Annotated in this window: 22 protein-coding genes and 1 pseudogene; 6 read left to right on the top strand and 17 right to left on the bottom strand. The window is 64.7% G+C overall.

The features are described 5' to 3' along the window. Positions 1–20: 20 nt before the first annotated feature. Together AWB78_RS21710 and AWB78_RS21705 are read right to left on the bottom strand one after the other, a co-directional pair. Positions 21–647, bottom strand: coding sequence for an RBBP9/YdeN family alpha/beta hydrolase (locus tag AWB78_RS21710; protein ID WP_062607963.1), 627 nt, complete (start codon positions 645–647; stop codon positions 21–23). A gap of 108 nt (positions 648–755) precedes the next feature. Continuing rightward, positions 756–2,558 (bottom strand): RecQ family ATP-dependent DNA helicase, encoded by a 1,803-nt coding sequence (locus AWB78_RS21705; protein ID WP_062607962.1) that lies wholly within the window; start codon positions 2,556–2,558, stop codon positions 756–758. A 118-nt stretch (positions 2,559–2,676) separates the two neighbouring features. On the opposite strand from AWB78_RS21705, the gene AWB78_RS21700 reads away from it, so the two are divergent. Beyond that, positions 2,677–3,747, top strand: a complete 1,071-nt coding sequence (locus AWB78_RS21700) for an FUSC family protein (protein ID WP_232477783.1) — start codon at positions 2,677–2,679, stop codon at positions 3,745–3,747. Here AWB78_RS21700 and AWB78_RS21695 read toward each other — a convergent pair. The 6 genes and pseudogenes from AWB78_RS21695 to AWB78_RS21670 all read right to left on the bottom strand — a co-directional run bounded on the left by AWB78_RS21695 (position 3,741) and on the right by AWB78_RS21670 (position 8,146). After that, on the bottom strand, positions 3,741–4,472 hold the full coding sequence (locus tag AWB78_RS21695) for an oxygen-binding di-iron domain-containing protein (RefSeq protein WP_062607959.1): 732 nt from the start codon (positions 4,470–4,472) through the stop codon (positions 3,741–3,743). The genes AWB78_RS21700 and AWB78_RS21695 overlap by 7 nt on opposite strands. Before the next feature lie 71 nt (positions 4,473–4,543). Next, a pseudogene (locus AWB78_RS21690) lies at positions 4,544–5,248 on the bottom strand (GNAT family N-acetyltransferase); the annotation flags it as partial. 213 nt (positions 5,249–5,461) lie between these two features. Further along, positions 5,462–5,761, bottom strand: a complete 300-nt coding sequence (locus AWB78_RS21685; protein ID WP_062607955.1) for a hypothetical protein — start codon at positions 5,759–5,761, stop codon at positions 5,462–5,464. Between the two features lie 12 nt (positions 5,762–5,773). Continuing rightward, positions 5,774–6,028, bottom strand: coding sequence for a hypothetical protein (locus AWB78_RS21680; RefSeq protein WP_062607953.1), 255 nt, complete (start codon positions 6,026–6,028; stop codon positions 5,774–5,776). Positions 6,029–6,046: 18 nt separating this feature from the next. Next, the gene (locus tag AWB78_RS21675; RefSeq protein WP_198399315.1) at positions 6,047–7,834 is read right to left on the bottom strand and encodes a S8 family peptidase; all 1,788 of its coding nucleotides are present in this window, start codon (positions 7,832–7,834) and stop codon (positions 6,047–6,049) included. A gap of 21 nt (positions 7,835–7,855) precedes the next feature. Continuing rightward, a complete protein-coding gene (locus AWB78_RS21670; RefSeq protein ID WP_062607950.1) occupies positions 7,856–8,146 on the bottom strand; it encodes a hypothetical protein in 291 nt (96 codons plus the stop codon). Between the two features lie 586 nt (positions 8,147–8,732). Here AWB78_RS21670 and AWB78_RS21665 point away from each other — a divergent pair. Both AWB78_RS21665 and AWB78_RS21660 read left to right on the top strand, forming a co-directional pair. Further along, positions 8,733–9,812 (top strand): M4 family metallopeptidase, encoded by a 1,080-nt coding sequence (locus AWB78_RS21665; RefSeq protein ID WP_062607949.1) that lies wholly within the window; start codon positions 8,733–8,735, stop codon positions 9,810–9,812. Between the two features lie 103 nt (positions 9,813–9,915). Further along, entirely contained in the window at positions 9,916–10,221 is a 306-nt protein-coding gene (locus tag AWB78_RS21660) for a protealysin inhibitor emfourin (RefSeq protein WP_062607947.1), read from the top strand. Positions 10,222–10,246: 25 nt separating this feature from the next. Here the strand turns inward: AWB78_RS21660 and AWB78_RS21655 are convergent, their stop codons facing one another. Next, complete coding sequence (locus tag AWB78_RS21655; protein ID WP_062607946.1) at positions 10,247–11,194, bottom strand: pseudouridine-5'-phosphate glycosidase; 948 nt, start codon at positions 11,192–11,194, stop codon at positions 10,247–10,249. 129 nt (positions 11,195–11,323) lie between these two features. Here AWB78_RS21655 and AWB78_RS21650 point away from each other — a divergent pair, with 129 nt between their 5' ends. Then, positions 11,324–12,121, top strand: coding sequence for an alpha/beta hydrolase (locus AWB78_RS21650; protein WP_062608001.1), 798 nt, complete (start codon positions 11,324–11,326; stop codon positions 12,119–12,121). A 3-nt stretch (positions 12,122–12,124) separates the two neighbouring features. Continuing rightward, positions 12,125–12,457 (top strand): hypothetical protein, encoded by a 333-nt coding sequence (locus AWB78_RS21645; protein WP_062607999.1) that lies wholly within the window; start codon positions 12,125–12,127, stop codon positions 12,455–12,457. A 30-nt stretch (positions 12,458–12,487) separates the two neighbouring features. On the opposite strand, the gene AWB78_RS21640 is transcribed toward AWB78_RS21645, so the two are convergent. The 6 genes from AWB78_RS21640 to AWB78_RS21615 all read right to left on the bottom strand — a co-directional run bounded on the left by AWB78_RS21640 (position 12,488) and on the right by AWB78_RS21615 (position 18,959). Beyond that, the gene (locus AWB78_RS21640) at positions 12,488–12,817 is read right to left on the bottom strand and encodes a superinfection immunity protein (protein ID WP_062607944.1); all 330 of its coding nucleotides are present in this window, start codon (positions 12,815–12,817) and stop codon (positions 12,488–12,490) included. A 91-nt stretch (positions 12,818–12,908) separates the two neighbouring features. Then, positions 12,909–13,901, bottom strand: coding sequence for an ABC transporter substrate-binding protein (locus tag AWB78_RS21635; RefSeq protein ID WP_062607943.1), 993 nt, complete (start codon positions 13,899–13,901; stop codon positions 12,909–12,911). Between the two features lie 33 nt (positions 13,902–13,934). After that, complete coding sequence (locus AWB78_RS21630; RefSeq protein WP_062607941.1) at positions 13,935–15,107, bottom strand: Gfo/Idh/MocA family protein; 1,173 nt, start codon at positions 15,105–15,107, stop codon at positions 13,935–13,937. Continuing rightward, entirely contained in the window at positions 15,107–16,426 is a 1,320-nt protein-coding gene (locus AWB78_RS21625) for a Rieske 2Fe-2S domain-containing protein (RefSeq protein ID WP_062607939.1), read from the bottom strand. The genes AWB78_RS21630 and AWB78_RS21625 overlap by 1 nt, the downstream gene beginning before the upstream one ends. 41 nt (positions 16,427–16,467) lie before the next feature. Continuing rightward, entirely contained in the window at positions 16,468–17,442 is a 975-nt protein-coding gene (locus AWB78_RS21620; protein WP_062607937.1) for a PDR/VanB family oxidoreductase, read from the bottom strand. 191 nt (positions 17,443–17,633) lie between these two features. Continuing rightward, positions 17,634–18,959 carry an MFS transporter gene (locus AWB78_RS21615; protein WP_232477785.1) on the bottom strand — a complete coding sequence of 442 codons (1,326 nt, stop codon included), beginning with the start codon at positions 18,957–18,959 and terminating at the stop codon, positions 17,634–17,636. 267 nt (positions 18,960–19,226) lie between these two features. Between AWB78_RS21615 and AWB78_RS21610 the strand changes: the two genes are divergently transcribed. Beyond that, positions 19,227–19,814 (top strand): MarR family winged helix-turn-helix transcriptional regulator, encoded by a 588-nt coding sequence (locus AWB78_RS21610; RefSeq protein WP_062607934.1) that lies wholly within the window; start codon positions 19,227–19,229, stop codon positions 19,812–19,814. 149 nt (positions 19,815–19,963) lie between these two features. Here the strand turns inward: AWB78_RS21610 and AWB78_RS21605 are convergent, their stop codons facing one another. After that, positions 19,964–20,167: a cold-shock protein gene (locus AWB78_RS21605; protein ID WP_062607932.1), complete on the bottom strand. Its 204-nt coding sequence runs from the start codon at positions 20,165–20,167 to the stop codon at positions 19,964–19,966. A gap of 122 nt (positions 20,168–20,289) precedes the next feature. Then, positions 20,290–20,835: a response regulator gene (locus AWB78_RS21600; RefSeq protein ID WP_198399314.1), complete on the bottom strand. Its 546-nt coding sequence runs from the start codon at positions 20,833–20,835 to the stop codon at positions 20,290–20,292. Positions 20,836–20,946: the final 111 nt, after the last annotated feature.

The following is a 20,946-nucleotide window of genomic DNA, read 5'->3' as shown; positions in this document are numbered from 1 at the left end:
CATCCGTTCAGGCAGCGGGATCAGCCGTACGCGCGCTGCCCCTCTTCCTCGTAGTCGGGCGACACGCGCCGTGCGAGCGTTTCGACGAAATGCTTCGCGAGCGGCCACGGACCGAATCCCGCCGCCGTGTTGATATGCCCCGCGTCGCCGAGATTCACGAACGCGCTGTTCCAGCGCTGCGCGAGCGTGCGCGCTTCGTCGAGCGGCATCCACGGATCGGTCTCGCTGCCGACGACGAGCGAAAGCGTATCGAGCCGGCGCGCGCTGAACGCGCCCGCGAAACGGAACTTGGCCGGGCTCGCGGGCGCGACGAACAGCACGCCTTTGACATTCGCCGCATGCGCCTGAAACGCCCCCGCGTGCGACAACGCATGCGCCGTCGCGAGACAGCCGAAGCTATGCGCCGCAAGCACGACGGGGCCATCGATGCCCGCCAGCACATCGAGCACGGCATCGCTCCAGATGGCGAGATTGGGCGCATCCCAGTCGCGCTGCTCGACGCGCCGCGCGCCGGGCATCTCGCGCTCCAGCCAGGTCTGCCAATGCGCGTCCTCGCTGCCGTGCAAACCCGGCACGATCACGAGCGTGACCGGCGGCAAGGACGAAACGCCCGTTACCCGTGCATTCCACGCGCTGCGCTCACTCATCTTGGACCCTCGCTGCGACTCGAACTAACGAGGCTCCATTCTCGATGAGCGCGCGAGCCGGGCTAACCAATATTTCGTCATTTGTTTATGGCGATGCGAGCGCACCGGTCAGCGAGCGACGGCGCGCCGCACATAGCGCGCGATGAACGTGCGCGTCTCATCGTCGGGAAAGCGCACCGCGACGCGCTCGCCGCTGACCATCTCGACGACGCCCTCGCCATAACGACGCACCCGCACGCGTTCGCCTTGCGTGAAACCGGCTGCCTTGCGCTTCGCTGATTCATCGTTCTTCGCGCGCGTTTGCTCGCGCACTTCGCGCGGACTCTCGATCACCTCCGGCGGATGCACGCAGTTATCGCACACACCGCAGTTGCCGCCGCCGAGCTCGTCATCCGGTGCGTCGTAATCCACGTCGCTGGCATGCAGCGGCTCGGAGGCGCGGCCGTCGTTCATGTCGTCGGCGAAATAGTCGAGCAGCATGCGCCAGCGGCACTGCGCGCTCTGCGCATACCCGATCATGCGTTCGAGCACCACGCGATCGCGCTCGGCGCGCGCCGCATACTCGCGCGAGGCTTCGTCGAGCTTCGCGGCGGACGCATCATCGTCGACGAGCTTCATGCCGCCGCGCCGCGTGCGCCGCGTCATGCCGATATCGTTGAGCAGCGTCGCGGCGACGCGCAGCTTGTTCGCGCCCACGTTCGGCAACGCATCGCGCAGACGCGCAAGCGGCTTGTCCAGCGTGCGGCCGCTGTCTTCGAGCGCAAGCTCGCGCACCGTCTCTGCGACCCGCGCGATGGTCTCGGCGCTCGGATAGCGTCCGCTCATGAAGAACTGCTGCACCTGCCTGTCCTTCATTTCGAAGAGCAGCGTGCAGCGCGCGGGCTCGCCATCGCGCCCGGCGCGTCCCGCTTCCTGATAGTACGCATCGAGGCTGCCCGGCATCTGCGCATGGATGACGAAGCGGATGTCGGGCTTGTCGATGCCCATGCCGAACGCATTGGTCGCGACCATCACCCGCGCGCGGTTCTCCATGAACGCATCCTGCGACGACGACCGCACTCCCAACGACAGCTTGCCGTGATAGCGCTCGGCCTCGACGCCCGCTTCGACGAGCGCCGCATGCAGCGCCTCGCATTCCGCGACGGTCGCGCAATACACGATGCCGCTGCCCTGCTCGCTCGTCGCGAGCGCGATGGCGCGCTGTCGCCTGTCCTCGGGATGGGTGAGCTGCTCGACGCTGAAATGCAGGTTGTCGCGATACACGCCCGTGTGAATCACATGGGCGTGGCGCATCTTCAGCTCGCGCACGATATCGACGATGACGGCAGGCGTCGCCGTCGCGGTGAGCGCGAGCACAGGCGGGCGGCCGAGCGTCCTGATCGCGTGAATCAGCTCGACGTAGGCGGGACGGAAATCGTGGCCCCACTGCGAGATGCAATGCGCCTCGTCGATCACCGCGAGCGCGATCGGCGGCATGTTCTTCGCGGTGAGCTCGGCGGTGAATTCGGCATCGACGAGACGCTCGGGCGTGACGAACAGCATGCGGATCTCGTGGTGCGCGATGGCCTGCATGGCCTCGCGCGCCTCGCCCGCCGATAGCGCGCTGTTGAGCACGGCGGTCGCGATGCCCGCTTCGATCAGCTTCGTGGCCTGATCGCGCATGAGCGAAATGAGCGGCGACACGATGATCGTCATGCCGTCGAACTGCAGCGCGGGCAACTGATAGCACAGCGATTTGCCCGCGCCGGTGGGCATCACCGCAAGCGTATCGTGGCCGTCCAGCACGCTGCGGATGACGTCTTCCTGCCCCGGCCGCAGATGCGGAAAGCCGAAGACGCGGCGCAGCGCGGTGTCGAGCGCGCGATCGAGCGGCCTGCGCGAGCGCGTAGGGATGGCGTGTCTGTCGTTCATTCGTCGATGGGCGAAGTGCATGCTCGATCGCAATACGCGACCGATGCTCAACCGCACGAGCAAGCACCGTTCCATCGGCGAATGCACGCGCGGGCAGAACGCTTGCTGGGAGCTTCGAATGACCTCCAACCCTCTTCGCGACTGGCGCATGCATCGCGCCGACGCATTGCGCATCTGCGCGCAGTCCCTGATTGCGAGCATGCTGTGCTACGCCGTCATGAAGCTGATCGGCTCGGCGAGCGTTTCATGGGCCGTGTTCTCGAGCCTCTTCTCGTTGCAGGTGAGCTTCGACCGCAGCCTGAAACACGGCCTCGGCCAGATGACCGGCGCGGTCGCGGGCACCGTCGTCGGTCTTGCTGCGGTGCACCTGTTTCCGACGGGCGCGGACGCGCTCATGCGGCTCGCCTTCGCCACGGCGATCACCTGTCTCGCCTCGACGATCTTTCCCGCCACGAATTACAGCATCGTCGTGGCCGCGGCGATCGCGCTCGAGCCTTCGTCGGATATCGCGGGCGCCCTGTCGCGCGCCGAAGCGATCATCCTCGGCGCGGCCATCGGCATCGCGGTGTCGGTCACGGTGTGGCCGCAGTTCGCCCGCTCGCGCGCGTTCGGCATCATGGCGAATCTGCTCGACGACTGTCGCGAGCTGCTGCACGTTCTGCCGATACTCGGTCCCGCCGACAGCCGCGTATCCGTCGATGCGCTGCACGAACGCTTCATGCGTCATCTCGTGGATGCCCGCGCGGTCTGCGGCGAGGCGCGCATCAAGGCGCACTTCACCGGTGGCCCGTCGCTGGGCGCCGTGCTGTTCGCGATCGAAACGCTGTGGCATGGTCTCGTGCTGCTCGACCGCACCGGCGAATCCGAATCCGCCGCGCTCGACGATGAAGATCGCAGGCTGCTGCTCGAACATGTCGATGTGGTGCGGCGCTGCGGCACGGCCTATCTGGACCGGCTCGCGGCGTATATGCGAAGCGGTGCGCCGCTGCCGGCAAGCGAACGCTCGCTGCAACCGCTCGACGACGCGCACGCCCGCGTCGGATCGCACATCGACGCGAGCCTGCGCTCACGCTGCGATGCGTCGCGCGTGCAGGCCATGAGCGCGCTCTCGTTCGCGCTCGGGCAGATCGGCGCGAACTTCGCGTATATCGGGCGCGTGCTGGAGAAGCGCGACGCGGCGCGTCATTGATGCACGCTCTGCGCCAGCGCGCGCAACAGGCTCGCGCCGTCGCCGCTCCATGCGCTGCCGTGCATGCAGGCGAGCGTCGTCGGCTCGAGTTGCGCGAGGCGCTCGAACATCGCATCGGCGTTGCGCGTGTGCGAGAAGTAATCCATGCTGCGCCGGAATGCTTCGCTCGGGCCCAGGATGTCGGATGTGGTGAGCGCCGGCAGCGTCGCGCCGCCTTGCGTGAAGAGATCGCCGCACAGCAGCGTGCGCGTGCGCTCTTCCATCAGGAAGCCGCATTCCCATGCGTGCGGAAGATGCGGCGTGTCGATCCATCGCACGCTATGGCGCCCGAGCGTGATGGCCTGGTTGTCGGCCAGGGCCACCGGCGCGCGGTCGGCGAGATCCGTGATGGACACCATCGCCGCGACGGTGCCGCACAGCGGCGCGGCCTCGGGCGCGATGGCGAGCCACTCGTTGAGCGAACCGCATTCGTCTGCTTCGACATGAGAGAACGCGATGTGCCGCAGCGTCGCCGGATCGATGATGCTGGCGAGCGCTTCGCGCACCAGCGGAAACATCTTGCGTGGTCCGGTATGGAAGAGCAGCGGCTCGTCGTCGACGATCAGGTACTGATTGAAGGAAAAGCCGCCCGCGTCGCCGGGCAGCACGACGGGCGTATTGATGCGATACATGCCATCCGCGATTTCCTCGACATTCGTGCCGGATTGCGAGTTCGTGGTGACCATGAGCGTCTCCTCTCGTGAGGACGATGTCCCAGCCCACACGATACTCGCGTTTGAAGCGCTTGCGCTCGTCACGCGTCCCGCAATTGCGCGAGCGACGCGCGCTGCGTGCCGTTCGAATCGAAGTTGTCGTCGGCGAGCCAGCGCTCGAATCCGCGGCGGATGCGCGGCCAGTCCCGGTCGATGATCGCGTACCAGGCCGTATCGCGGTTGCGTCCCTTGTAGACGATCGCCTGCCTGAAGATGCCTTCGAACTCGAAGCCGAGCCGCAGCGCCGTCTTGCGCGAAGGCGCGTTCAGGCTGTCGCACTTCCATTCGTAGCGACGGTAGCCGAGGTCTTCGAAGACATAGCGCATCAGCAGATACTGCGCTTCCGTGGAAATGCGCGTTTGCTTGAGCAATGGCGAGAACGTGACGCTGCCCACTTCGATGACACCGTGCACGGGCTCGATGCGCATCAGCGCGATCGTCCCGACCGCCTTGCCGCGCGCGGAATCGATGACGGTGTAATGCAGCGGATCGGTCGATGCCGCGGCTTTGGTCAGATAGTCGCGAAAGGCCGCGAAGTCCGTGAATGGCCCGACGAAGAGATAGGTCCAGTCGCTGCCGTCCGGTGCCTGGCCATAGGCCTCGAAGAGATCGGCTGCGTGGCGGTCCACGTCGAGCGGCTCGATCCGGCAATGCGCCCCGTCGATGCCGATGCACGCGGGCCGCTCGCGCGTCTTCCAGTCGATCACCGGTTCGCCGATGGGCTGCTGATATTCGTTGGTCTTCGTCATACGTCACGGGCTCCAGTTGCACGAAAGAAGCATTGCAGCCGGATAAGGTACACGAACGGCGAAGACCTCGATAGCCCGTACCCTCGGGGCGTCGCGCGCGAAGCCGCTCCATTCGCGGAGATGCCCGTCGCAGTGCACGAGGAAAGCGCTACGCTGCCTGCGATGTCCGCCTTGCCGGCGTCGCGGAAACCGCAGACAGCTTCACGCGTCGCTTCAGCTGGACGGCGCCGCACCTCCATTCGTGTTCATCCCCGACGCGCCATCGACGCTTTCCGTCGACGGTGCGCTTTGAACCGCCTTGACCAGTTCGAGCGATGGGCCGCCACCGTCCATGCCGTCGCGATAAGTCGTCTGCGCCGGCTCGGCGGCCGCGCCACCGACCGCGCGCAGCAGCGCCGCCGATGGCGGTCCCGCATTCGTCGCCGTCGCGGGACTTGCATCGATGGGACCTGTCGCGGGTTGCGTCATGGCGGACGTGCTCGCCCGCTCATCGGTTTCAATGACGATGCGCATGTTCGTGCCTCCTCAGTTCATCACCGCATAGCGGGCCTCGATGTTCACCGGAGCCGCGCTGACATTGCGCACCGTGATCCAGTACGTGATGTTGCTCGCGCTCGCGCGCTCGACTTCGACATCCCAGTCGATCTGCGGCGCGCCGGGCACGGGCGACGTCGGCACGACATTCCATTCGACATGCCAATCCTGCGGCCAGTTGAAGGTGAACCAGCGGGCCGACTGTCCGGCATTCACGGTGCCGGTGAACTGAACGCCAACTCTCATGATCTTCTCTCCCTTGGGTCACCAGCCGAGCACGGCATAGCGCGCTTCGATATCGCACGCCTGCGGGCTCAGGTTGGTGATGTCGATCCAGTACGTGATGTACGCGTCCGAAGCGCGCTCGACCTGAACGTTCCACTTGATCTGCGGTGCGCCGGGCCTGACGGTCGTCGGCACGACGGTCCAGACCATGTGCCAGTGAGCCGGCCAGTTGAACGTGAACCAGCGCGCCGTCTGCCCGGCCGGCACGGTGCCGCGGAACTGAACGCCGACCCATGGCGCGACAGTCGCCGTCACGCTGGCGATGATCTGCCGCAGATCCGGCCGGTTGCCGATGCGCTGCGTCGCGGGACGTCCGGGCGCATCCTGCTGCGGCGAACCCGTGCTGCGCAGGACTTCGCGCGCCCGCGCCGGCGACAGCGGTATGCGTCCGCGCGCGCGCAGCACGCCTTGCACGCACGCCAGCGTGCCGACGATGATCGGCGATGCGCTCGAGGTTCCGCTGAACTGGTCCGTGTACCACAGGTCGGCGTTCGTGCCGCCCTGCAGATCCCCGTAGCCCGTGCTGGTGACTTCGCGCCCCCAGCCCTGCGCGTCGATGCATGCACCGTAGTTCGAGAAGCCGAGCCGCGAACGGTCGGGGCCGTTGTCGCGTCCGTGCGTGCCCGGCGGCGGCGCGCCCGCCCCGACGAGCACCGCGCCGCATTGCGGGCTGGCGCGGTTGAACGGATTGGTCCAGGTCGCCGGAAAGCCTGACGGGCGCGTGGAATACAGCGCATCGTCGAGGTTCTCGGCGCCGTTGCCCGCCGCTTCCACGACGATCACGCCCCTGCTGCTCGCGTAGCGTATCGCCGCAAAATCGTCCGGCCACCATTCGACGGCGATATAGCCCAGTTGATCGGCGCGGCCCGCGAAGTTATAGCGCGGACCCGGCCGATGGATTTCGAGCAACATGATGTCGCCCGGCGACAGACGGTCCGCGGCGTTTCTGATCGCGGTGGCGGTGGGCATCGAAAACGCCACGGCGCTGATGACCGCATCGGGCGCGATGCCGGTGACGCCGAGCGCATTACGGTCGCCGCTGATCTCGCCGAGCACGGCGGTGCCGTGATTGGTGTCGGTCGAGCCGGTGCCCGCGACGATGCCGCCCTGGTTCTGCAACAGGTCTTCGTGCGTGAAGCGCCAGCCCCATTCCAGATCGATGATGCGCACGCCCGCGCCCGAGCCGCCCGCCTGCGTCCAGGCATAACGTGCGTCGATGCCGCCGGGCGCCGCATCGAGATAGCCCTGGCGCGAAGTGAAATCCGGCGTGATCGCGGGCGCGTCCTGCGCATCGGGCAACATCGTGTTCACGGACTCGATGGTTTCCTCCAGCGCCGCGTGCGCGAGTTCGGCGGGAGGCTTCACATACGCCGCCGCGACCGTCGGCTGCTTCCGGAGCCGCTCGGCCAGTTCGTCCATGCGTGCCTGCGGCGCATCGACGCGATAGAACACGGTCAGATCGGGCATGCCGACGGCACCGTCGGGGAATGGCGAGGGCGTCCGCAGCGTGTGAGGCAGACGTTGCGGGTCGCCGAACAGCGGCTCCAGCGCGATCTGCTCGGCCTCCAGCAGGCTGGCGAGCGGCGCGACGTCGACGCCCCTGTCGGACGTGATGCCCATCGGCGAGCTGCGCACCCCGGCATCGGGATCGAGCACGACGATCAGCTCCCAGTCGCTCATCGGAGCCTGCCCTCGGGGCTGCCCGTCGCGGGGTCCATCGATGCCTGCACTCGGCGGCCCGGCCACCGATACGCGGTCCTTCTTCATGTCAACGTCTCCTTGCTTGAGTCACTGCGGGTGCGATCCCGCAGGCGCTTCATCGGCCGGCTTGAAATAAGCCGCCTCGATTCCGGGTGTCGCCAGAAGCCGCGCGACGAGCTGCTCCGCCGCGGCGCGATCGGCCACATCGATCCAGAAGAAGCACGCGAGCGTCGGGTCGGCTTCGCCCGGATGCAGCGGCTTCGCTTCGATCCCGAGCTTCGCCGTGAGCTGGCCGAGTGCCGTCGATCCGATCGCCGACGCGCCCTCGCTGCCGACGCGCCGCGCCAGCGTCTGGTCGAGTTGAATAGTGATCTGCATGGTTTGATTACTATTGATACGCATCCCTAACGAGATAACACGCGCCATGGGATGACCGTCAATCGAATGCGACGAAAGAGGGGAAGTTATCTATCCGCACTGCGATTTGTACTGCGGCAGCGTCGATCGTTATTTTATTCTTCCGCTTTATATATTCCTGCCGCGATATTCCGATGTTCGGTACGGCGCGCTGCCCGGTCTCTGGCGTGAACTCAATCTAGGTTAGGGGTATGGGGATGTCAAGAATGTAAGGCCAGAGACCGGATATGCGCGGTGTTTTGGCGGCTGGGTACTCGTTCAAACGCGCAATTTTCATTGGTTAATGCGTTTAATTTACGCAGTGGCCTTGAATCAGCCTCAGTGAATGTCCGCCCCATAGCCGATCGATCCGCATGAATGACGTATTGCTACTATCTGCACTGCCTAGTATTGTTTCGAGATATCGGAAACGTTCAGTTCCGCACTCAATCGACCGTTCGTTGGCAGCCCGCCGACCAGGAGGCAATGTCGACGGTCGCTCGTGGCTGCCCGCCGTGCCGCGCGCCTCCATTCCGCCGCTTTGCCCACTTCGACAAGGGAGCAGATCATGTGCAATCACCCCTGGCATAACCGTATTCGTACGATCTACTGCATTCTTCCGCCGCACATGCTGAAAGAGATTGCGAAGAATGGCACGCCTCAGCAGCGCGTCCAGGCTATCGACACCTTGTCGACCGACCATACCTTCCGTCAGCTTCGCTCGGTCCACTCGGCGCTGCTCGCAGCGAAACCCAGCGTGAGCGTCTCACCCGTGCCCGCGGTGCCTTCCGCTCATCGAAGCATCTATACGGCGAAGAACACCGAAACGCTGCCGGGCACGCTCGTGCGGGCCGAAGGCGCGCCGAAGTCCAACGATGTCTGCGTCGACGAAGCTTACGACGGGCTCGGCGCCACGTTCGAGTTTTATCTGGAGATTTTCCATCGCAATTCGATCGACGATGCGGGCATGGCGCTGACCGGCACAGTGCATTACGGCGACCAGTACGACAACGCCTTCTGGAATTCGCAGCAGATGGTGTTCGGCGACGGCGACGGCACGCTCTTCAACCGCTTCACCATCTCGCTCGATGTCATCGGGCACGAGCTCACGCATGGCGTCACGGAGCACACGGCCGGTCTCGCCTATTCCGGGCAGCCCGGCGCGCTCAACGAATCCGTGTCGGACGTATTCGGCTCGCTCATCAAGCAATACACGTTGAAGCAGACGGCGGACAAGGCGGACTGGCTCATCGGCGAGGGACTGCTCGCAAAAGGCGTGAAAGGCGTCGCGCTGCGCTCGATGAAGGAGCCCGGAACCGCTTACGACGACCCTGTTCTCGGCAAGGACCCTCAGCCGGCGGACATGCGGCACTATGTTCAAACGACGCAGGACAACCACGGCGTCCACATCAATTCCGGCATTCCGAACAGGGCGTTCTGTCTGGCGGCGCTCGATATCGGCGGCTATGCATGGGAGAAAGCAGGGCGCATCTGGTACGAGACACTGAACGATTCGCACATCAAGCCGAATACCAACTTCAAGGCTTTTGCGAAGCTCACGGTGTCGAACGCCAATCGCCTCTACGGGGCGAGCAGCGCCGAGGCGAAAGCGGTCAGCAAAGCCTGGAACACGGTTGGTGTATTGTGAAGTGCGCGAAGGGCGTGCGGGAGCCCGCCTGCTGGCCGGGCTCATAGGGGTGTGTCTTCTGACAGGAGCCTGTACTTCCGATCCCATCCAGAAGGAGTGGCCGATGCACGCGGAACTGACCATCGACGGGGGCGTCGGCTTTTTTCCCGGCCTTGCCCGACCGATCGTGCTGGATGCAAAGGACCTGTCGCCCGACGAACGCGCCGAGCTTGCGCGCCTCGTGTCCGCCGCGCGCACGGAATCGGCCGCCCCGCGCGCGGCGGCGGTCAAACCCGTGCCCGATGGACGCAGCTATCGCATCGGCATTGCGTCCGATGACGGCACGCTCGACCTGAAATGCGCCGATCCCTCCGTTCCTACGGGCTTTGCAGCGCTGATGGCGTTCATCAAGCAGCACGGGCATCGTTGATGCGCGGCGGGCAAGGCGCGCTCCTCTATGCCGCGCCCGCCCCGCGCTCCGCGTGTGCCAGCGCGAGCGCCAACCTCGCCCCGACTGCGGCATTGTGTTTCACGAGCGCGATGTTCGTCGCCAGGCTGCGCCTGCCCGTCAGCGCGTGGATGCGAGCCAGCACGTAGGGCGTCACCGCTTTGCCGGCGATGCCTTGCGCGGTCGCCTCGGCGAGCACCTGCCGGGTCAGCGCGTCGATCTCTTCGACGGCCATCGCCGATGCTTCCGGCACCGGCGTGCTCAGCACCACACCGCCTGCGAGCCCCAGATCCCATTTCGTGCGGATGAAGCGCGCCTGGTCCGCGGCGTCGTCCAGCCTGAAATCCGCGCGAAAACCGCTGTCGCGCGTGTAGAACGCGGCGAAATTGTCCTGCTCGCAACTGAGCACCGGCACGCCGTGCGTCTCCAGATATTCCAGTGTGAGCCCGATATCCAGGATGGACTTCGCGCCCGCGCAGACCACCGCGACCGAAGTCTTCGCCAGTTCCTGCAGATCGGCCGAGATGTCGAAGGTTTCCTGCGCGCCCCGGTGCACGCCGCCGATGCCGCCGGTGACGAACACCTCGATGCCCGCGAGCGCGGCACATATCATCGTGCCCGCGACGGTCGTCGCGCCGAGGCCGCCGCTCGCCAGCACGGCCGGCAGGTCGCGGCGGCTGACCTTGTGCACCTGGTCGGAGCGGCCGAGCAGTTCCAGTTCGTCGTCCGTCAGGCCGATGTGGACGCGCCCGCCGATCAGCGCGATCGTCGCGGGTTCGGCGCCCGCGTCGCGGATCAGGGACTCCACTTCGCGTGCGGTGCGAACGTTCTCCGGGTACGGCATGCCGTGAGCGATGATCGTCGATTCCAGCGCGACGAGCGGGCGGCCCGCGGCTTGCGCGGCGGCCACGGGCGCGCTGCGGGTCAACCAGGATCGTGCGAGATCGGTAACCATGTCGATGTCCCCGGCGGTGCGATTGCCAAGTATGCAGCACGCAGCTCATCGACGGACCTGCAAACGAATCACGCATGCGCGCTAAACTGGATGCGCCGAGAAAAGGATCGATGGATCGGGCTCAGCGCGATGAATGTCACCGGGATGTTGCGCCGTCTCACTGTCGCGTGCCTGATCGTGTTCGCGGGAGCCGCTGTCTTGCAGGACCGTTTTCTCTACTTCCCCGAGAAGGCCCGAATCGAGGATCTGGCTTTCGGCGGACTGCGCGCGTGGCCGCCGGATGAAGCGTTTCGTGGCCTCGTGGCTGAGCCGGCCGAAGCCGCGCGGGCCACTGCCATCGTCTTTCATGGCAATGCCGGGCATGCCGGACACCGCTCGCACTATGCCGCCATGCTCACGCGACTCGGCCTGCGGGTGATTCTCGCCGAATATCCGGGCTACGGGCCGCGCGACGGCGCACTGGGAGAAGACAATCTGGTCGCGGATGCCCGGCAGACCATCGTGCTGGCGCATCGGCTATATGGCGCGCCGCTGCTGGTCATCGGCGAATCGCTCGGGGCCGGCGTGGCGGCCGCCGCCGGCTCGCGCGAGCGCGACAAGATCGCCGGATTAATGCTCATCACGCCGTGGGATCGGCTCGAACATATCGCGGCATATCACTATCCATGGCTGCCCGTGAAGTGGCTGCTGCGCGATCGATACGACAGCACGGCGCATCTGGCGTCTTTTGGCCGCCCTGTTCTCGTCGTGATTGCGGAACGTGACAGCATCGTTCCGCCGCGCTTTGGCGAAGCGCTCTTCCACGCGTTGCCCGAACCGAAGCGGATGATGGTGGTGAACGCAGCGGAACACAACGACTGGATCGGCCGTGTCGATGAAACCTGGTGGCGGGAGGCGACCGGCTTCCTGCTCGCGCCTTCGCATTGAATGATGAAAGCCCCATCCGGCTCAGAGCGTCTGTATATCCTCGACGCGAAAAACAGGCCCGTCGAGGTGTTCGATCGCGACGAGTGGTCGCGCTGGATGGAAGAGAACGAACTGATTTTCCGGCGCACGCTGCTGAACGACTCCGGCGTGACGGTCACGACCCGCTTTCGCGGCGTGTCCGATCAGAAAGCCGGGAAACCTTCGCTGTTCGTGACACGCATCGCCGGAATGAAAGCGCTGGACAACGAGAGCTATGGATCAGGCACGCTCGGCGCGGCGCTGGACGAGCACGAGCGCATCGTGCAGAAGATCCTCCGCATGTTGACCAGCCGATGATCGACGGCCACCTTTGCCCTATGCAACCGCTCAATCGCGATCACGTTCGTCCCGATGCTTCGGATCGGCCTCCGTGCCGCGAACGCCGCGTGTGCGCGAGCGCGACATGATCGCGTTGATCGTGCGTTGCGACGATGCGCGCCGGTCGTTCTTCACGATGCGTTCCAGCGTTCTGGCGCTATCGGGATGAAACGCCCAGTAAAGCGCGGCGAACCATCCCACGATGGTCCAGCCGAGCAGCACGTTGAAAAGCGCGAGCACCAGCACGGAGCGCCGTTTCTTGCGGTCGGCGATGATCGCGGGCAGCAGATAGATCGCCACGACCGCGATGGTCAGCAGAATGTCCCGAAGTGCACGCATGATGTCGTTCCCGCGACAGCCGCGCGATGCGGCAGCCGGTTCAGGTATGCGGACATCATGCGCCAGACGCGCCGACCTGGCATCGCCGCCGTCAGATCTTGAAACTCTCCAGCGTAGCCGGATGAAACAGATCTTCCGGCTGCAACAAGCGGCTCGACAAGCCTTCCTCATGATGCCGCCTGAGAAAGCGCGAGAGCACATGGCGGTTCGGCTCGAAACCGTATGACCAGAAATCGTCCCCGAGCAGTTTCCGCGCGGCGCGCAACTGCTCTTCGACGAACGGCAGCGTCACCTTGGTCGCGGACGTGTCGCTCAGCTTCGCCAGCGCAACCGCCTTGCTCTTCTCGAACGCCTTGGCGATCGCACCCGGCAGCCACGGATGCTGCTCCGCAAGCGACCGGCGCACGCCCAGCAGATGCATGATCGGGAACAGCTTCGTGCGCGTGTACCAGTCGGCGGCGGCCTTCTGCGGATCGTCGTAGAGATACCTGACGTTCGGATGGCCGTTCGTGAAGCACGAAGGCGCACGCGGGCCGATCACGGCATCGATCTCGCCGCACGCCAGCAAGCCCGAGATGGTCGCATTCGACGGCGCGTTCTCCAGCCGCACATCCGCGGGAAGACTGAGTTTGATCTTTTCCTCGCGCCCCGTTTCCTCATAGCCGCCGCGCACCCATGTGACGTCGGAAGCCTTGACGCCGTGATCTTCTTCGAGGAAGAGCCGCGCCCATACGTTCGCCGTCAACTGATATTCGGGCACGCCGATACGCTTGCCCTTGAGATCGGAAGGCGATTCGATACCGCGATCGTTGCGCACATAGATCGACGTGTGGCGAAACGCGCGCGACGGAAAAACCGGCACGCCGATATACGGGCTCGTGCCCGCCGCCGTCTTCACGCTATAGCTGGAAAGCGAGAGTTCGCAGATGTCGTAATCGGCGTGACGGAATGCGCGAAAGAAGATTTCCTCCGGGTCTTGCAGCATGAACACCGGATCGACGCCGTCGATCTGCACTTCGCCGTCCACGAGGGGACGCATGCGGTCGTAATTGCCCACCGCGACCGACAAATTGAGTTTGCCCATTGTGCTGTTTCCTTGATCCTGCGTTTCAGTGAATTAACCGCCGATGAGCACATCGCGCTGTTCCGCGCCCGAGCGCAGCATCGCGAGGCAGATTTCGAGCGTGCCGCGCGCCCAGACGCCGTCGTGCAGCGGCGCGATATCGCCATGCACGGCGGCGATCAGCTCGTCGATGACTTCGGCGCGCGGCACAGCGGGCGCTTCCAGTTCGATGCGCTCGCGACGCTCATCGCCATACACGACGATGCCGTCGGGCAGCGGCCGCAAAGCGCCGCGCTCGCACGACACGATGACCGGCCCGAAGTGCTGATGCCTGCGCGCGTCCGCTTTCGTCGGGGACGGCGGCGCATAGGCGTCGCCGCCATAGGTGCCCGCCGCCTTCATCGCCGCTTCTTCTTCCTTCGAAGCCACGTGCGACAGCTTGCGCCGCGCGTTGCCGTACTCGTCGGCGCTGCGCGTCTGGCCCATTTCGCCGATCCAGCCGGTCCATTCGTCCGAATCGAAATGCGCGTAGCCGTTGTAAGCGAGCGTCGCGAAGGCGCCGTTCTCGAACCAGAGCATCGCGCTGTACGCGCCTTCTGTCGGACGCGCCGCATCCCAGTTGCCGACCGCCGCGCGCACGCGCGTCGCGCGGCTGCCCGCGAGCAGGCGCACGATATCGACCTGATGCGCAGCCTGACTGAACACCGCGCCGCCGCCCTCTTCCGTCTTCAGTTCCTCCGGCCTGCGCGGACGGAACAGATAGTCGGTGTAGTTGAGCGCCTGAATCATCCGTACGTCGCCATATGCGCCCGATGCGATCAGCTCGCGCGTGCGCAGATACGGCGTGTCGAAGCTATGACAATGACCGACGATCAGATGCACGTTCGCGTCGCGACATGCGTCGATCATGTCGTCGCATTCGGCAAGCGACAGCGCCATCGGCTTCTCGACGAGCACGTGCTTGCCGTGCCGCGCCGCGATGCGCGCGTGCGCCGCGTGGAACTGATGCGGGCTCGCGATATAGATCGCTTCGACCTCCGGCATGCGCGCGAGCGCTTCGATATCGTCGAAAGCGGGCGCGGAGAAATCGGCTTCGAACTGCGCGCGGGCCCGTGCACGCGGATCGCATGCGCCAACCAGTTGCACGCGCGCGTCCGCGAGAAAGGTCGGCAGCATCAGCGAGAAGGCACGTCCCAATCCCGCGATGCCGAGCTTGAGCGTTTCCATCACGCCTGCACCTGATAGTTAGGCTCGACCTCCGCGGCTTCTTCGAGTTCGACCCACACGGGCTGCGCGGCGAACTGCTTCCAGTCGGTGTCCTTCGGCACCATCGCCTGGAACGAGCACACGCTGCGCGGAATCGCCTTGTCGCCGGTGCCGATGGCCGTCTCGCCCGCCTGAAATTCCTTCACGGCGTCGAGCATGCGGCGGCGGAACTCGACCACGGCCACATCGCTTGCGCCGAGGCGTTCCTCGGTGCGGTCGGCGATCGGGCCCATCGTCAACCACATCGCGATGTCCTGATTGGGAAAGCCCTTGATGCCCGTGAAGTTGCCCGCCTTCATCGCTTCGCGATCCTGCCAGAAGCGGTTGTCCATGTTGCGCAGCGGCCGGAAGTATTCGTCGAGATCCACGCCCACGCGCTGGCCGAGAAACTTGCGCCACGTCTCCGTCTCCGGCGTCTTGTCCGGATTGCCCCACGCCATGAAATAGAACGCGGTGCTGGTGTCGTCGCACGGCACGTTGATGTTGGCGACGTTATACAGATTGTTCGGCGGGATCAGCGCGGTGGCGGGCGCGACGAACACCGTCGAGCGCACGTAGTCGTGCGTCGCGGCGTTCTGGATCGGACGGCGCAGCGCCGCGTAACGGAAGCCGTAGCTCGTGCGATGCACCTGCATGCGCGGCGCCTTGTCCGTCGACGGACGCAGCCAGTTCTTCGCCGTCGCCTCGGCACCGCCGACGCGCGCCGGCACGAAGTCCGACGAGTGCAGGCTCGAGCTGTGCGCGGAATCGATCGCGCCTTCGAGAATCTGCGCCCAGTTGCACGGCAGGATCGCCTTCGCGATGGTGACGCGCGTGTCTTCCGTCGGCGCCCATGCCGGCGGCACGAACTCGGGAATCGCGTCCTGCGGGCCCATGTAGGCCCACACGAAGCCGCCCCATTCCTTCGTCTCGTAGGCCTTGTGCTTCACCTTCTTGTTCATGTCGCTGCACGACGGCTCGGACACCATTTCGATGATGTTGCCCTTCACGTCCATCTTCCATCCGTGATAGAGGCAGCGCAGACCGCAGTCCTCGTTGCGTCCGTAGACGAGCGATACGCGGCGGTGCGGGCAGTACTCGTCCATCACGCCGACGTTGCCGTCGGTGTCGCGGAACACCACGAGGTCTTCGCCGAATACGCGCGCCTTCACGGGGGCGCCGTCCGGCTCGCTGACTTCCTCGATGAGGCAAACCGGCGTCCAGTGACGCCGCATCATCTGGCCCATCGGGGCATCGCCTTCGACACGGCACAACAACATGTTTTCTTCATGCGTGAGCATTTGCGCTTCTCCTGACCAACGTATGCAAGGGGGATAACTTCTCAGAGATCCAGCACCAGTTCTTCGCTCTTCGCGCGCGAGACGCAGATCATGATGTGATCGCGCTTCTCGTCGTCGCCGAGGACCATGTCGCGATGGTCCGCTTCGCCCGCGCACAAGGTCGTGCGGCACGATCCGCAGGTGCCGCTCTCGCACGAGCTCGGCGCGCGGATGCCGTTGTCGCGCAGGATTTCGAGGATCGAGCGGTCCTTCGGAATCTCGAAGCACTGGCCCGTACGTTCCAGCTTCACGCTGAAGGGCTTGTTCTCCGCCGCGCGCGACTGGTCCACGCCGAAACTCTCGAAATGCACGCTGCCTTGCGGCCAGTGACCTGTCATGTCGCGCACGCCGTCCATCAGCGCGCGCGGGCCGCAGCAGTACACGTGCGTGCCGCTGCCGGTCTTTTCGAAGACGGGCCAGAAATCGAACGCGTTGGCGAGGTCGCCGTGATCGTGATGAATCACGACGTGGGGCTTCCATTCCGGGCCCGACAGCTCGTCGATGAACGCCGTCATTTCAGGGTTGCGCGTGAGGTAATAGAGCTTGAAGCGCGGACCGGCGGTGGCCTTGAGGTGACGCATCATCGCGAGGATCGGCGTGATGCCGATGCCGCCCGCGACGAACACGAAGCTGCGCGCCCGCTCGCTCAACCCGAACTCGTTGCGCGGCGCCGATACGTCGATGCGATCGCCCGCGTTCACATCGTCGGTCATGCTGATCGAGCCGCCACGGCCCGCCGCGTCGCGCTTCACGGCGATCACATAGCGGTCGGTTTCGTCCGGATCGTTGCACAGCGAATAGTTGCGGTTCGCGCCGCTCGGCACGCGCACCGCCACGTGCGCGCCCGCGGTGAAAGGCTCGAGCGGGCGCCCTTCCGGGTCGCGCAGCTCGAAAGTCGTGATGCCTTCCGCCACCTGCGCCTTGCTCGTCACCACAAGCGTCCTGAATGACGGTTCGTTGTTTGCCGTATCGCTCATCTGCGCTGCTCTCCTGCTTCGTTCACCCACCGCGTGACGCCTTTGCAGCAGCGTCGTCCCATGTGTTTATATTAGATCTCTAATCATTTTCAGGCAACGGGGTTTTCCCTGAAAACACGCCAGGTGCGCGGCAAAAAAAATCGGCGCCCGAAGGCGCCAGAAGGTACTGCCAGTGCTACGAGAGTTCGTGTTCAGCCGCGTTCCGCGTGCTCGCGCAGCGTGTTCGCCGGCACCCCAATGAGCACGGCGAGGCCGCCGAGCATCACGATGGCGGCGATCGCCGAGAGCCCGATCGCGAGACTGCCTGTCATCGTCTTGATCCAGCCGAGCGCGATCGGCCCGCAGAAAGCGCCCACCTGCCCGAGGCTGCTGATCGCGCCGATGCCCGCGGCAGCGGCTTCATCGGAGAGATAGGCCGGCGGAATCGACCAGATGATCGCCGCCGCGCCGAAGTAGGAAATCGAGATCATGCCGAGGCAGACGATGGCCGCGGCCGTGTTGCCCGACACCACCGGAAGCAGAAAGCCGCCGAGCGCGCCCACCGCCGTGCACAGGAAGAAATGCCAGCGCCGTTCGAGCGTCACATCGGAGCTGCGCGCCACCGCGAACATGCCGAGCGCGCCGATGATGTACGGCAGCGCGGACAGCAGGCCGACGTTGAGCACGTCCGCGACACCCGCCTGACGGATGATCGTCGGCGTCCAGTAGTTGAGGATGGTCCCGCACAAGGGCACCGTGCCCCAGCCCGCCGCGAGGATATAGACGCGCGGGTCCTTCAGCGCGACGAGCAGTTGATGACGCCCGTGCGTCGCCGCGGGCTTTTTCTCGGCGCGGTCGGCGGCGAGCGCATCGAGGATGATCTTCTTCTGCTCGTCGTCGAGCCAGCGCGCATCCTGCGGACGGTCGACGAGATAGAAGAACGCGACGATGCCCATCAGCAAGGCCGGCAAGCCTTCGAGGAAGAACAGCCATTGCCAGTTTCTGTAGCCGAGCACGTCGACGAAGTTATGCAGGATCCATCCGGACAGCGGTCCGCCGATAATGCCCGCCGCCGCGATCGCCAGCAGAAAGCGCGATGTGATGCGAGCGCGCCGCGCGCCCGGATACCAGTACGTCAGATAAAGAATGATGCCCGGCCAGAATCCCGCTTCGGCCGCGCCGAGCAGAATGCGCGCGATATAGAACTGCATCGGCGTGGTCATGAAGGCCATCGCCGTCGAAATCGCGCCCCATAGAATCATGATGCGCGAGATCGTCAGGCGCGCGCCGATCTTCTTGAGCCAGAGCGTGCTCGGCACTTCGAGCGAGATATAACCGATGAAGAACAGGCTCACGCCGAGACCATACGCGGCATCGGACAGACCGAGATCCTGCTTCAGATGCAACTGCGCGAAGCTCACGTTCACGCGGTCCAGATAGTTCAGCACCCAGCAGACGAAGATGAACGACATCAGCCGCCAGGTGACCTTGTGATACGTCGCTTCGATGCGTTCCGCTGTTGCGTGCGCTTCGGGCATGAACTGCGTAACTGTGGATTTGGACACCAGACGTCTCCGTTGCTCTTGCTGATGAGGACGAGGCGCCGAAACATGCCGGGACCATTCCCGTGTTCCGGACCGTCGACGATTTTTTATTCGATATCTAACTATAATGGTAGGGAGACGGAGCCGCGCGAACAAGTCGGGGTTTGCCCGAAGAGGCGTCCGGAACGCCTTGAGCGCGCGTGGCGCCGGAACGACCGCTATCATGTCGGTGAGACACGATTCGCTAAGGAAGACACGGTCATGACACGCAAAAAGAACCTGGAAGGCGCGCCGCGCGAAACCGCGGAGATGCTGCGCCATTGGCACGAATCCGTACCGAACGACCGTCTGGCTCACCTCGTGAAAGACGCCACGCGTTCGATGGTGCGCGCGTTGCAGATGCGGCTCGCGGAGCATTCGGTGTCATTCGGACACTGGACGTTTCTGCGCATCCTGTGGGAGACGGACGGCCTCACGCAGCGCGAACTGAGCGAGCAGGCGGGCGTCATGGCGCCCACCACGTTCGCGGCGGTGACGGCCATGGAAAAGCTGGGGCTGGTCGAACGTCAGCAGCGGCCCGAGAACAAGAAGAACACGCACGTGTTTCTCACGGCGGAAGGCCGGGCGCTCAGGGACAAGCTCGTGCCGCTCGCCGAGGAGGTCAACGAAATCAGCGTGACCGGACTGAGCGAGCGCGATATCACTACGGCGCGCAAGGTGCTGCTCGCGATCATCGAGAATCTCGCGGAAGACGAAGCCGGCTCGACGAATCCGATGCGGCGTGTACCGTCGACGCGGGAGCTGGGGAGAATCATCGCCGAGCGGGGCGAGACGTTCGAAGATGCCTGAGGTAGCGAGGGATCCGATCTCGTGTGGATGCGAGAGCGAGCTTATTCCGGGGACGAAGCGCCCTCGCTGCCACGACATCGGTCAGATTCCCCGCCTGCAATTCCCGACGAGCGAACACCGTACGACTATTGCTTCGACGAAACGGCCGCCTACGCGGGTTTGATATTTGCGGCCTGCTTTCCCTTCGGGCCCATCTTCACGTCGAAACTCACCTTCTGGTTTTCCTGCAGCGATTTGAAGCCCTCGGCCTTGATTTCAGAGAAGTGCGCGAACAGGTCCTCACCGCCGTCATCCGGACTGATGAAGCCAAAGCCCTTCTCGTCGTTGAACCATTTCACTGTGCCAGTAGCCATTTGAAACCTCGTCAATGTTGAGGGTCGAGTCGCGGTCGCGACCGCGGTCGCCGCCGCGCGATGCTTTCGCCGGAGAATCGAGGCGTGCCAGTGGCGCACGCGCGGCATAGGTCTCCCGCAAATTACGTGCAAGCTCGACGCCCGGTCGACTCAGGCCCTGTGCCGAGCTGATTGAGCCAGGACAGAAGGCTCGGCGGAGAAGCGCCCTTCCTGACGTAGCCATCGAAGAGGCTGCCCTCGTCGCTTCGGGTGATGAGCGCTTCTTCTCTCGCGGTGTACGCGCAAATGAAGGCGCCTGACGTCGGCGGATATTGTCTGATTGCACGGGCAGTCGTGAAACCATCGCGCTGCGGCATCATGAGGTCGAGCAACACCACGTCCGGAATCCAGCTTCGTATGATTTCGAGTGCATCGCCGCATCCGCCGGCCACGCGAGTCTGAATCCCGAACAATGACAAGTAATCGGCAACTGCGATCGCGGAAGCACGATAATCATCGACCACGAGAACGCGCGACACGGCATCGAGATGACGATGAGTCCAGTTTTCTTGCTCAATGTGCATTGCTGCGGTTCCCGAATGAAGTGGATCGCTCGTCTTCTCTTTGAAGTACGAAGTCGAGCAAGCAGCGTACCGAAGAACTTCGCGCGTGTCGGTGCGTGTTGCCACGCAGCGCGCTACGCGCAGGCGTCTGAATCGTTCTCGATCAGGTATGCAGATCGCCGTTGACCCGACCTGGCCCGTAGTTTGCTGTCAGTGTGACGATGTCGACGCGTCGCA

Origin of the sequence: Caballeronia calidae (assembly GCF_900044055.2) — a bacterium.
GTDB lineage: Bacteria > Pseudomonadota > Gammaproteobacteria > Burkholderiales > Burkholderiaceae > Caballeronia > Caballeronia calidae.
Note: the sequence above shows the minus strand (reverse complement) of the source record. Positions and strands in the feature narration are given on the sequence as shown.